The 12,080-nt window shown below is 63.1% G+C and carries 14 protein-coding genes; all 14 read right to left on the reverse strand.

Going from position 1 to position 12,080, the window contains the following annotated elements:
- Nucleotides 1–69: 69 nt before the first annotated feature.
- The 14 genes from cheZ to AC1DHL_RS28105 all read right to left on the reverse strand — a co-directional run bounded on the left by cheZ (nt 70) and on the right by AC1DHL_RS28105 (nt 12,048).
- The gene (gene cheZ, locus AC1DHL_RS28040; protein ID WP_478164116.1) at nt 70–711 is read right to left on the reverse strand and encodes a protein phosphatase CheZ; all 642 of its coding nucleotides are present in this window, start codon (nt 709–711) and stop codon (nt 70–72) included.
- A 10-nt stretch (nt 712–721) separates the two neighbouring features.
- Nucleotides 722–1,108 carry a chemotaxis response regulator CheY gene (cheY, locus tag AC1DHL_RS28045; RefSeq protein ID WP_478105231.1) on the reverse strand — a complete coding sequence of 129 codons (387 nt, stop codon included), beginning with the start codon at nt 1,106–1,108 and terminating at the stop codon, nt 722–724.
- 31 nt (nt 1,109–1,139) lie between these two features.
- The gene (locus tag AC1DHL_RS28050) at nt 1,140–2,165 is read right to left on the reverse strand and encodes a protein-glutamate methylesterase/protein-glutamine glutaminase (RefSeq protein WP_478105232.1); all 1,026 of its coding nucleotides are present in this window, start codon (nt 2,163–2,165) and stop codon (nt 1,140–1,142) included.
- Between the two features lie 56 nt (nt 2,166–2,221).
- The gene (gene cheD, locus AC1DHL_RS28055; RefSeq protein ID WP_478105185.1) at nt 2,222–2,881 is read right to left on the reverse strand and encodes a chemoreceptor glutamine deamidase CheD; all 660 of its coding nucleotides are present in this window, start codon (nt 2,879–2,881) and stop codon (nt 2,222–2,224) included.
- Entirely contained in the window at nt 2,878–3,711 is an 834-nt protein-coding gene (locus AC1DHL_RS28060) for a CheR family methyltransferase (RefSeq protein WP_478164117.1), read from the reverse strand. The genes cheD and AC1DHL_RS28060 overlap by 4 nt, the downstream gene beginning before the upstream one ends.
- Nucleotides 3,712–3,807: 96 nt before the next feature.
- Nucleotides 3,808–5,154 carry an EAL and HDOD domain-containing protein gene (locus tag AC1DHL_RS28065; RefSeq protein WP_478164118.1) on the reverse strand — a complete coding sequence of 449 codons (1,347 nt, stop codon included), beginning with the start codon at nt 5,152–5,154 and terminating at the stop codon, nt 3,808–3,810.
- Between the two features lie 84 nt (nt 5,155–5,238).
- Entirely contained in the window at nt 5,239–7,251 is a 2,013-nt protein-coding gene (cheA, locus tag AC1DHL_RS28070; RefSeq protein WP_478164119.1) for a chemotaxis protein CheA, read from the reverse strand.
- 14 nt (nt 7,252–7,265) lie between these two features.
- Nucleotides 7,266–8,195 carry a flagellar motor protein MotB gene (gene motB, locus AC1DHL_RS28075; RefSeq protein WP_478164120.1) on the reverse strand — a complete coding sequence of 310 codons (930 nt, stop codon included), beginning with the start codon at nt 8,193–8,195 and terminating at the stop codon, nt 7,266–7,268.
- 19 nt (nt 8,196–8,214) lie between these two features.
- Nucleotides 8,215–9,075, reverse strand: a complete 861-nt coding sequence (gene motA / locus AC1DHL_RS28080) for a flagellar motor stator protein MotA (RefSeq protein ID WP_478105195.1) — start codon at nt 9,073–9,075, stop codon at nt 8,215–8,217.
- 62 nt (nt 9,076–9,137) lie between these two features.
- Complete coding sequence (gene flhC, locus AC1DHL_RS28085; protein WP_478164121.1) at nt 9,138–9,767, reverse strand: flagellar transcriptional regulator FlhC; 630 nt, start codon at nt 9,765–9,767, stop codon at nt 9,138–9,140.
- Nucleotides 9,764–10,117: a flagellar transcriptional regulator FlhD gene (flhD, locus tag AC1DHL_RS28090; RefSeq protein ID WP_478105198.1), complete on the reverse strand. Its 354-nt coding sequence runs from the start codon at nt 10,115–10,117 to the stop codon at nt 9,764–9,766. Before flhD ends, flhC begins: the two co-directional genes overlap by 4 nt.
- A gap of 318 nt (nt 10,118–10,435) precedes the next feature.
- On the reverse strand, nt 10,436–10,729 hold the full coding sequence (locus AC1DHL_RS28095) for an EscU/YscU/HrcU family type III secretion system export apparatus switch protein (RefSeq protein WP_478105199.1): 294 nt from the start codon (nt 10,727–10,729) through the stop codon (nt 10,436–10,438).
- Nucleotides 10,726–11,700, reverse strand: coding sequence for a flagellar hook-length control protein FliK (fliK, locus tag AC1DHL_RS28100; RefSeq protein WP_478164122.1), 975 nt, complete (start codon nt 11,698–11,700; stop codon nt 10,726–10,728). Before fliK ends, AC1DHL_RS28095 begins: the two co-directional genes overlap by 4 nt.
- Before the next feature lie 15 nt (nt 11,701–11,715).
- Nucleotides 11,716–12,048, reverse strand: coding sequence for a flagellar protein FliT (locus tag AC1DHL_RS28105; RefSeq protein ID WP_478105203.1), 333 nt, complete (start codon nt 12,046–12,048; stop codon nt 11,716–11,718).
- Nucleotides 12,049–12,080 lie beyond the last annotated feature (32 nt).

A 12,080-nucleotide genomic window follows, 5' to 3' on the forward strand; every position in this document is an offset into this window, starting at 1 on the left:
CGATTCAAGGGGCCGGAACAATCGCCCGATCAAGCGTGCTATCGCCCTCCTTCTCTGCGAATCAAGTGGTCAGAAACCGAGGCTCTCAAGCAGGTCGTCGACCTGCGACTGATCGGTCACGGCATCGGGGTTGCCCGGTGTGATCTGTGGCCCGTTCAGCAGGTTGCTGCTGCTGATTTCCTGGCGTTTCTCGGCCGGCGAGTTGTCGATCAGCACCTGCAGGAGTTGCGTTTCGACCTCGTTGACCACTTCCATCATCTTCTTGATGACCTGCCCGGTCAGATCCTGAAAGTCCTGCGCCATGAGGATCTCCATGAGCTGCGTGTTGATCGCGCCGGCCTTCTGCGGCACATCCTGCAGGTAGTCGCGGGTGTCCATCACCAGCTCGCGGGCGTAGTCCAGTTCGATCGGATTCGCGAACCACTCGTCCCAGCGCTTGCTCAGCCCCTTCGCATCGTTCGCGAGGCCTTCCTGGAGCGGTTGCGCGACGTCGATGGCGTTGAGCGCACGATGCGCCGCGCGCTCGGTGGTCTCGGCCACGTAGTTCAGCCGGTCCCGTGCGCCGGGAATGGCCTGCGCGGCCTTTTCCACCTGCTTGTCGAGGCCCAGCTCGCGCATGCCTTCACGCAACTGACGCGTCAATTGCCCGATGCGGCCCAGCAACTCTTCGGCGGTGTTCCCCTGTTCGGTGTCGGAGGGGTTTGGGTTCATGGCATGCCCCTTACTTGTTGAGCTTCTCGAAGATCTTGGTGATCTTTTCTTCGAGCGTTGCAGCGGTGAAGGGCTTGACCACATAGCCATTTGCACCAGCCTGCGCCGCTGCAACGATGTTTTCCTTCTTGGCCTCCGCCGTGACCATCAACACCGGCAGCTTGGCCAGATCGGGATCGGCGCGGATGGTCTGCAGCATCGTCAGGCCGTCCATGTTGGGCATGTTCCAGTCCGAGACGACGAAACCGAAATTGCCGCCGCGCAACTTCTCGATGCCGGCCGCGCCGTCTTCCGCCTCGTCGACGTTGAGGAACTCGAGTTCCTTCAGAAGATTGCGCACGATGCGGCGCATGGTCGGGAAGTCGTCCACAACCAAAATTTTGATGCTCTTGTCGATCACGATTTCTCTCACTCCAACAGTTCGTTTTTCAAACCCGATTCGTTCGCGCACCGAAGGTGCGAAGATGGGCCAGCACGCGCCGGCTCATCTCTCCCAGCGGCGCGACTTCGTCAGCCGCGCCCAATGCGATCGCCTCCTTCGGCATGCCGAAGACGACACAGCTCGCCTCGTCCTGTGCCAGGGTGTAGGCGCCGGCCCGCTTCATTCGCAGCAAGCCTTCGGCGCCGTCCTTGCCCATGCCCGTGAGGATCATTCCAATGGCGTTCTTGCCCGCGTGCCTGGCGGCCGAGTCGAACAGCACGTCGATCGACGGCCGATGGCGATTCACCGGCGGCTCCTGGTCGAGATGCGCGACGTAGTTCGCGCCGCTGCGAGCAAGCGAAAGATGGAATGCGCCGGGCGCGATGTATGCATAGCCCGGCAGCACACGCTCGCCGTGCTCCGCTTCCTTGACGGTGATGCGGCAGAGGCCGTCCAGCCGCTGCGCGAAGGAACGCGTGAATCCCGCCGGCATGTGCTGTGCGATGAGCACGGCCGGGCAGTCCGGCGGCAACGGCTGCAGCACCTCGCGGATCGCCTCGGTGCCACCGGTCGAGGCGCCGATGATGATCAGCTTCTCGGTGCTCAGCAGCGGGCTGCGCAGCGGCGCCTCCTGGGGCGCCTCGGCCGTCGATTTCGCCGATCCGCTGTGACGTGCAGGCAGCAGGCGCGCGGCGGAGGCCGTCCGGATCTTTCCGGTGATCAGCTCGGTGTAGTTGAGCAACCCGTCGCGCACGCCGAGACGCGGCTTGGTGACGAAATCGATGGCGCCCAGTTCCAGCGCGCGCAGCGCGATCTCCGAGCCGCGCTCGGTCAGCGAGGACACCATGACCACAGGCATCGGCCGCAGGCGCATGAGCTTGTCGAGGAATTCGAGACCGTCCATGCGCGGCATCTCGACGTCCAGCGTCAACACATCGGGGTTCGTCACCTTGATGAGGTCGCGAGCCACCAGCGGATCGGCCGCGGTGCCGACGACGACCATGTCGGGCTGGCTGTTGATGATTTCGGTCATCACGCTGCGTATCAGCGCCGAATCGTCGACGCACAGCACCTTGATCTTGTTCGCGCTCACCAGCTTCCTTTGTTCTTGACCACGGACATCGCCTCGGCCGTGGCATTGTTGGATCTGTAAGGGATGACGCCCGCGCGAGGCGCGCCCAGCTTGCGGAGAAGCTCGCCTTCCTCTTTCTGAACGAGCCGCACGCCGGCTTGCCCGCGAAGCTTTCGCACCACCGCCTTGCCGCTGGCCGGCATGAAGCACACGCGGCGCGCGTGCTGTCCGCGCAAGTCCTGCGCGGCGACGCTGATGCGCTCGGCGTTCAAGTAGCGCAGCACGAAGTCCGCGTTGCGGTCGCCAATGTTGAGCGTGGTCATGTTCGCGAGCACCGCGGCGCCGCCGAACACCTTGGCCTGCAGGCGGTCGCGGCGTGCACCCGAGCGGATGAGCTCGCGAATGAGCACATCCATCGCGTAGGCCCCGTAGCGCATCGATTCGGTCTGGTCCCGCGCCGTGGCCTCGCCATCCTCGGGCAGCATGAAATGGTTCATGCCCGCGACGCCGTTGTCGATGTCGACGATGCAGGCCGACACGCAGGAACCCAGCACGGTCGTGAGCACGGTGTCGGTCGTGGTCACGTAGTACTCCGACGGCAGCAGCTTCACCGCCATCTCGCCGACGTCGCGATCGAAGTAGTGATGGGTCGCCACCGCGCCCGGCACGGCACTCATGGAGGCCCCTTGGCGCTGCCCCGCGCGAGTTCATACACGGTATGGCCGAGCGGTTTGAAGGTCTGGTTCACAAGCGAGGCGTTCTCGGAGTGACCGGCAAACAGCAAGCCACCTGGCTTCAGCAGCGGCGCGAAGCGGTCCAGCACCTTCTTCTGCGTCGGCTTGTCGAAGTAGATCATCACGTTGCGGCAGAAGATCGCGTCCACCGGCTCCTTCACCGACCAGGACGGGTCAAGCAGGTTGAGCCGCGACAACTTCACCATCGCCGCCACTTCGGGACGGATGCGCACCTTGCCGGCGTTCGATCCGGTGCCCTTGTTGAAGAAGCGCCGCAGGCGTTCAGGCGACAGCCGTGCGACCTGCTCATTGGTGAACACGCCGGCGGAAGCCTTCGCGAGCACGGCCGTGTCGATGTCGGTCGCGATCACCTTCGCCGAACCCGCGCGTTCGCCAAGTGCTTCGATCAGCGTGATCGCGATCGAATAGGGTTCCTCGCCGGTCGACGCTGCCGAGCACCAGACGGTGACAGGCTGCTGAACCTTGCGCACATGTGCGGCCAGCACCGGAAAGTGATGCGCCTCACGGAAGAAGGAGGTCAGGTTGGTCGTCAGCGAGTTGATGAACGACTGCCATTCCTCACCGTCCTGGCGAGATTCCAGCAAGTCGAGATACGACGAAAACCCCGCGAGTTGAAGTTCTCGCAGACGACGCGAGAGACGGCTGTAGACCATCTGCCGCTTCTGCTCGCCGAGCGCGATACCTGCGCGGCGATGGATGAGCGTCCTGATCTTCGAGAAGTCGCTATCGGTGAAGAGAAATTCAGTGTTCACGGCCGATGTCTGTGCATGGCTTTCAATGTACATAGCGGGTTCCCGTTGCAATGGGTCGATCAACGGGGCAATTGGGGCGCATATCGCGACGTGCGCTCAATCGGCGCTGTCGAGTGCGCTTGCCTCGTGCGACCAGACCATTGCGGCAAGATGCGCCGCATTGACCTGGCCGGCACTCACGAACAGTGCCTCGGCGCGGCGCGCCGCCTCGTCGCCATCCGTCTCGCAGGCCTCGACGAGTGCGAGGAACGGCGCGTAGACTCCCCCGCGGGAGAGAATCGCCTGCTGCACCGATTCGGCCAGCTGAACCTTGGCCAGCACTTCCGCCATCGGGATGCCCAGCAACTGGTCGATGAGCGAAAGCATGCCGACCACGAACAGGTTGTCGGACTCGCTGGGCGGCAGCATGCCCTGCCCCATCAGTTCGACGAAGCGCCCACGCAGGATGGCCTTCTTCATCATGAACGGCGAGCTGGCCTTGTTGCTGGTGGCGAGCAGCAGCGACAGCCACCGGAAAAGCGGCGAGTAGCCGAGCATCGCGACCGCGTGACGCAAGGACGTGATCTCCACACCCGCGCCGATGGCCGGCGAATTGATGTGGCGCAGCAGGCGGTAGGTCAGTGCCGCGTCGCGCTTCAGCGCCGACTCGATCGAGCGCACGTTCTCGTTGCGCTGAAGCATCTGCATGAGCCGCACGATCAGCACCGACTCCGGCTGCAGCGTGTCGCTGGTCGGTTCCACGGGCGGGCGGGCCTGCATGCCGTCGACGAAGACATCCACGCGCTGCGCGGCCAGGGCATCGAAGTCTTCCCATCCCTTCATACGTGTGGCGAGCAGCTGCATGGGCGGGCGACCCGGCTGTTCGGCGTCGCGGATACGGGCGATCAGCGCCGGGTCGCCTGCCCCCACGTCGAGGTGCGTGATGATCTCCAGCAACTCCGGCTCCTGCGGCAACTCGTGCGCATCGCGCAGCATGAAGCCGAAGCCCTGCTCACGCAGGAAGAGAAGCATCGAGCGCGTATCGGCATCCGCCATGTCCTCGATGTCCATGCAAAGGACCACGTTCTCGGACGGAAGGCTCTGGAGCTCGTTCAGGAAGAGCGCATCGACCGTGACATCGAAATACGCGGTCAACTGCCCAAGGCGCCATCCGCCATTGGCGGAAATGAGATGCTTCGAGATGCACGAAAGCAGCGCCCTGAACTGCGCCGAGGTGTCGGATGCGTCCGCCCCACCAGCGACAGCGCGCCAGCCGAAGCGATAGCCCTTGACGCGCATCCGCGCGTCAAGCTGCAGGGTGTAGCTCACATAGCCGTTGGCCTCGGACGGCTGCAGCGCATCGTCGGCGTCCCGCTGGACAGGTTCATCGGTCGGGCGCACTGCGGAGTCGGGAACGACCGTGTCAGCCATCGGTGTCGAACGGCGGAAAAAATCAAAGCGCATTGCGGGGGTCTCCGTCAGAAGCTCGAATCAAGCACCCCGTCGCAACAGGATGGCCGGGGCAATGCATGTGGATGTCGAAGAGGCTCAAGCCGCGATCGCCGTCATCCTCGAAGCACCGGCCAGCGCTGCCGCGCCCGCTGCTTGCGCGCGCTGGATGCGCGGCATCGCTGCGACGTCGATGATGAAAGCCACGCTGCCGTCGCCGAGGATGGTCGCCGCGGAAATGCCGGGAACCTTGCGGTAGTTGGTCTCCAGGTTCTTCACCACGACCTGGTGCTGGCCGAGCAGTTCGTCGACCAGCAACGCGAAGCGCGCGTCGTCGGCCTGCACGATGACGAGGATGCCCTGCGTCGGGTTCACCTGCGCGCCAGTCACGTCGAACACGCGGTGCAGTTCGATCAGCGGCAGGTATTCGCCGCGCACCTTGATGACATGGCCGTCGCTGGTGATCGAATGCAGGTGCTCCGGCAGCGGCTGCAGCGACTCGATCACGTAGCTCAAAGGCAGGATGTAGGCCTCGTTGCCGACCTTGACGGACATGCCGTTGAGGATCGCCAGCGTCAGCGGCAGCACGATGCGCGTCGTGGTGCCGTGTCCGCCGCGCGAGTGGATTTCCACGTGTCCGCCCATCTCCTGGATGTTGCGCTTGACCACGTCCATGCCGACGCCGCGCCCGGAGATGTCGGTGATCTGCTCCGCCGTCGAGAAGCCGGGCGCGAAGATCAATTGCCAGACTTCCTCGTCCGGCATCGACTCGTTCACGGCCAGGCCCTGTTGCATGGCCTTGGCGAGAATCTTCTCGCGGTTCAGCCCGGCACCGTCATCGCTCACCTCGATCACGATGTTGCCGCCGTGATGCTGCGCGGACAGCAGCAGTTGGCCCGTCGCCTCCTTGCCCTTGGCGAGCCGGATGTCGGGCGTCTCGATGCCGTGGTCGAGGCTGTTGCGCACCAGGTGCGTGAGCGGGTCGACGATGCGTTCGATCAGTCCCTTGTCGAGCTCCGTCTCCTTGCCGAAGGTGTCCAGCCGGACCTGCTTGCCGAGCTTGGCGCTGACATCGCGGATCACGCGCGGGAACCGGCTGAATACATAGTCCATCGGCATCATGCGGATGGACATGACCGATTCCTGGAGGTCGCGTGCGTTGCGTTCCAGATGTCCGAGGCCGCTCAGGAAACGCTCGTACGCCACCGGGTCCAGCATCGTGGCCGCCTGCGTGAGCATCGATTGCGTGATGACGAGTTCGCCCACGAGATTGATGAGTTGGTCGACCTTCTCGACGTCCACGCGGATCGAACTGGATTCCTTGGCGCCCGGCGCAGCGGCTTGCGCTGTCGCCACCGGCGCGGCTGCAAGCGCCTGCGGCTTGGCGACCTCGGAAAGCTGCGCCACGGGCGTCACGTTCGCGGGCGGCGCGCCGGTGGGCTCACGTGCGATGTCGATCTGCGATTCGTCGATGACGAAACAGCACACCGCGACGATGTCGTCCGGCTCGCACGTCGTTTCGAGCAACACGGTCAACAGGTCGTTGGCGCGCGTGCGCGACACGACCTCGCCGAGGTTGCCCAGTTCGTCCGCCAGCAGGTCGCATTCGCTCTCCGACAGGCGCGCCAGGCGGATGCGCAAGGTACCTGGTGCACCAACCGGCGCAGCGACAGGTGCAGGCGCCGACGTGGACACGGGCGCGGCTACGGGCCTGTCATTGCCGTTGCCGTCTTCCAGCGCAAGTTGCTGAAGCACCGCACAGATTTGCGCGACTCTCGCAGGCTCGGGTTCTTTGCCAGCCTGGTAGGCGTTGAGTTGTTCCAGCAAGGCGTCCTTCGTTTCCAAAAAGGCATCGATCATCGGACCGCTCAGGCGCAGTTGGCCATGGCGTGCCCGGTCCAGGAGGTTCTCCAGCAAGTGCGTTGTTTCGGTCAGCGCGGCGAAGCCGAAGGTGGCCGCGCCGCCCTTGATCGAATGGGCCGCGCGAAAGATGGCGTTGAGTTGCTCGCTGTCCGGCGACGCCACGTCGATTTCGAGGAGCAATTGCTCCATCTGCGCCAGAAGCTCGATCGCTTCGACAAAGAATGCTTGGGAAAACTGACTGAGGTCCATCTTGATGTTCGCTGTTATTGCGTCGGGGCCGAAGGCTTGAAGGACGTCGACTTCATGTTGTCGCTGCCGGCATCCGCGGACAGCGACGTGCCGGCCCGGGTCGTGGCGACTTCGCCGCTGTTCTCGCGTTCGATGCGCTCCTGTGTCTGCCGGTTGAGCAGGATGATGCTGATGCGCCGATTGATCGGATTGCGCGGATCCGCGTTGTCCAGATGCATGCTGTCGGCGAGGCCCACGACGCGAAGGACCTTGCCCTCGGTCATGCCGCCGGTCACCAGTTCGCGGCGCGACGCATTGGCGCGATCGGCGGACAACTCCCAGTTGCCATACGCCTTGTCGCCGTTGGTGTAGACGATCGAATCGGTATGGCCCGACAGCGTGATCTTGTTCGGCAGGTCGTTGAGCGTGGGCCCCAGCTCTCGCAGGATCGCGCGCATGTGCGGCACCACGCGTGCACTGGCGAGATCGAACATCGGGCGCTTCTCGCTGTCGACGATCTGCAGGCGAAGGCCTTCTGTCGTGATGTCGATCAGGATCTGCGAACGGAACTGCTTGAACACCGGGCTGTTCTCGATGAGGGAATCCAGCCGCTTCTTCATGTCGGCAAGGCGCGCGGCGTCTTCCATCTCTTCGCGCTCGGCGTCGGAGAGCTTCACTTCGCCTTCCGTCTGCACGATGTCGGCGCCGCCGCCGGGAATCATGCTCGTGCTCAGGCTGCTCTTCTCGCCGCCGGCCAGCGCGACCTTCAAGGGCATGCGGAAGTGCTCGGCGATGCCCTCGCGCTGCTTGGGCGACGAAATGGACAAGAGCCACATGACAAGGAAGAAGGCCATCATGGCCGTCATGAAGTCGGCATAGGCGATCTTCCAGCCGCCGCCGTGATGGCCGCCGCCGCCGGCTGCGGCGACACGCTTCACGACGATGCGGTTCTTGTCTGCGCTCATGCTGAGTCGGCCCCGGCGCTCAACGCGCCTTCACTTCGCGGACGTGGTCGTCCAGTTCGATGAAGGAAGGACGCTCGGTCGAGAAGAGCACCTTGCGCCCGAACTCCACGGCCAGTTGCGGTGCATAGCCGTTCAGGCTTGCGAGCAGCGTGACCTTCGCGCACTGGTAGACCTTCATGCCCTCCTCCACCTTCTGGTCGATGACGGTCGCCAGCGGCGTCACGAAGCCGTAGGCCAGCAGCACGCCGAGGAAGGTACCGACCATCGCGTGCGCAATCAGCGCGCCCATTTCCGAAGGCGGCAGGTTGGCCGAACCGAGCGCATGCACCACACCCAGCACCGCCGCGACGATGCCCAGCGCAGGCAACGCATCGGCCACGCGCGCGAGACTGTGCGAAGGCACTTCGGCTTCGTGGCGGATGGTTTCGATTTCATGGTCCATCAGCGCCTCGATCTCGAAGGCGTCGGTGTTGCCGCTGATGACCAGGCGCAGGTAGTCGCAGAGGAACTCCATCACGCCGGCGTCGGCCATGATCGATGGATAGCGATTGAAGATCTCGCTTTCGCCGGGGCTTTCGACGTCGGTCTCCAGCCGCATCATCCCTTCCTTGCGCGCCTTGGCGAGCAGCTCATACAGGAGCGCGAGCAAGTCCATGTAGAGCTGCCGGTTGTGCTTGGACGAGCGCAACAGCAAGGGCAGTTCCTTCATGGTCGCCTTGATGACCTTGCCGTTGTTGCCCGCGATGAAGGCACCGAGCGCGGAGCCGCCGATCATCAGCAACTCGACCGGCTGGAACAGGACGCCGAAATGCCCGCCCATGATGCCGTAGCCCCCGAACACGGCCCCGAGGACCACCAGATAACCAACCAGCACGAGCACACGCGTCCCCTTTGCCCTCAGGCGTCAAATCAAAAAAGCTTGGATCCCGGACCAGGAACTGTTCAGTGGGCGCCGGTCCCCGTGGCGGCCGCGAGGACGGGTTCGACCACCTCGGGGATCGACGCGTCGGGAGCCTCGGAAATGGAACGCGCTTCGTGATCCGCCCCGATGCGCCTCGGGCCGCGCGCCTTGCCCGCGCGCGAAGGCGGCCGGCAGAGAACGCATACGTAACCGCGCTTGTTGTCGTGCGCGTGGGCGACGAATTGACCGCCGCACCGGCTGCACGTGCTCAACTGGAGCATGTCGCTGTCGAAAAAACGCACCATGGTGTAGGCGCGCGTGAAATCCAGCACAACTTCGCCGCCGTGCGCCTCGATTTGCTCCAGATAAAGGCGATAACTCTTGATCAATGCCTGGAGTTCGCTTTCATTGGCTTCGACCAGCATGAAGCGATACATGTTGTAGAACATGGACGAGTGGATATTGGCCAGCCAGGTCATGTACCAGTCCGTTGAAAACGGCAAAAGGCCCTTGGGCGGCGAAACACCTTTCAATTCCTTGTAGAGCCTTATCAAGCGCTCACGACTGAGTCCGACTTCCGCCTCCAGGAATTGAAGGCGGGCGCCGAGCTCGATGAGCTCAATTGCCAATTGAACCTGGCGAACCTCGCCGAGAACGCTCTTTTTTGTCATGCCAATGCGTCCGCTTCACGCGCCTGCATTTGACGCGCGGCCATGAGGATCGACATGTGCGCCTGCTGCAGCGTCGTGTCCTTGCCCTCTCCGAAGACCGCAAACATGGGATGGTCGTCGAGGCGAAAGCTGCAAAGCAGAAAGTTCGAAGCCGCCAATTTGACGATTTGCGTGAGCGACATATTGGCCAACAAATCCGCGAGCTCACGACCGACACCCAATCTATACATTGCTGCGGCACGATCTTGCTTGGCAAGTTTTTGTGCAAGCAGCATATAGGCGAGATTGATGTCGCCGATCTCCTTCGAGATCTCGCCATTCGTCACGCCGCTGTCATTTTCCAATTCCACTCTGCACTCCGTTTGATTCAGTATGTAGTCTAAACACAAAATTTAACATCTTTAACACTTGTCAGACAGTCATCTCGGAAAGTGAGACTTTTCTGACAGGCCCGTCAGGAACCTCTTGAAAGAGAAACCGTTGCACTGCACGATGTAAGTAAATTTCATACAGTTAAACATCCGGAGTCGTTCAATTTAAAGTATTAGTAAAGTATTAACAATCCGATCTGTGCTCGAAATGACATCCGAATTGAGAATCCCGATTCAATGAATTTTCATTTTCATGAAACTAAAAGTATCAATTCAAAATAAATAGTGTGAAATATTTCATGCCAAACGCCCTGCCGGGGCGCCCGCGACACGTTCGAGACCATGGATCCAGACCATGATCTCGGCCACGGCGAGGTAGAGCTGCGGCGGGATCTGCCGGTCGAGGTTCACTTGCATGAGCAGCTTGACCAGGTCCGGCGACGAATGGACGTACAGCCCGTTGGCCTTCGCCTCTCGCATGATCGATTCCGCCACCACGCCGTAGCCCTTGGCCACGACGACCGGCGCCTTCGAGGGATCCGCGCGGGACAGCGCGACCGCGCCTTGACGTTCGTCCGCAGGGAGGTTCATGGCTGCTCCATCGCATCGACACGAAATTCCTGCAGGTGCAGCCCCGCTGTCTGCAGACGCAGCGAGAGTTCGCCGCTGTCGGCACGCAAGCGCGCGATCGTCGATGCTTCGCGCGCTTTCAGTCGTGCCTGCACGCTCGGGCCGGCGAGGCTCAGGCGGAGGTCCACCGAACCCAGCCGGGGCAAGTCGAGCGATACCATGGTCGACCATGGTCGAGGCGCTTCCGCCTCTTCGGTGGCACCGCGACCTTCGCGTTCGTCGATCTCCTGATGGATCGACCAATCCATCGATACGCCCGGCCAGGCCTGTCCATTCCATCTGAAGACGGCCGTGGCCAGCAGATCGAGTTGCTGGTGCACCAGCGTCACGGCTTGTGGATGAATCACCTCGGCAGCAGGCGATCGGTCGCCCTGCAACTGCGGCGCAGCCTGTGGCCTCGCATCCGCACGCGGCGCGGGCGCACTGTCGGCCGCGCTCGGCGAAGTCAACGGTGTCCACTGCGCTTGCGGCTCGCGCGCCATCTGCTCGATCGTGCGAGTTCCGCCGGCGAACTCGATCAGATGCGATTCATAGAAGAGTCCGCTGTCCGATACCGTCTGCGAAAGCGCCCTTGCGAGGACGGCCGCGGACGGCGTCTGCACGGAAGGCCATGCGGGCGCCGGGCCGCGCACGGGACCGGCATCGCCATGAAGATCCGCCAGCACGGCGCTGATGACGCGCGCCGCGACTGAGAGCTCCGCCTGCACCGATCCCGGCCCACCTTCCAGATGTGGCACACCCGCGTTGCCAGCGGGAATCAACCTGTCGAGCGCCGCGTTGGACGGCAGCCGCACGTCGTTGTCGACCCTGCCCACGCCGAGCACCGGACCGGGCGCGCCGATCTCGGTCTCACCCTTGATCGCGAGCACGTCCGGCCGCGGCGAAGACTTCGCGGTCAGCAGGGAATCGATCAATCCGGACAGTCCGATCATGGCGATTTCACCGGGTCAGTGCGCAGGGCCGTAGGCCTTGCCGAGGCTGCGCTGCTGGCTCAGCAAGCTCATGCGCTCGATCAGTTGCACGATCTGCGGCTTGACCAGCGCGCACACTTCCTCCTGGTCGGCACGGATGCTTTCGATGAGCCGCCGCGTCTCTTCGAACTGCGTCGGATCGAGCGTCTCCAGCGGCTGAAGAACCTTCAGCCGGTCGACAATCACCGCGCATTGGGCTTCCAACGCAGGAAGCCGCCCCCATTCCTTCGCGCGCGCCAGTTCGGCCATGAGCGACACGCTCGAGGCCAGCTGGCTGTAGCAATGCACGACTTCACTCCTGGTAGCCATTTCTTCCCTTGTGGATTCGTTGGGTCTCGTGC

It is taken from the genome of Variovorax sp. 10L426, from assembly GCF_056395305.1.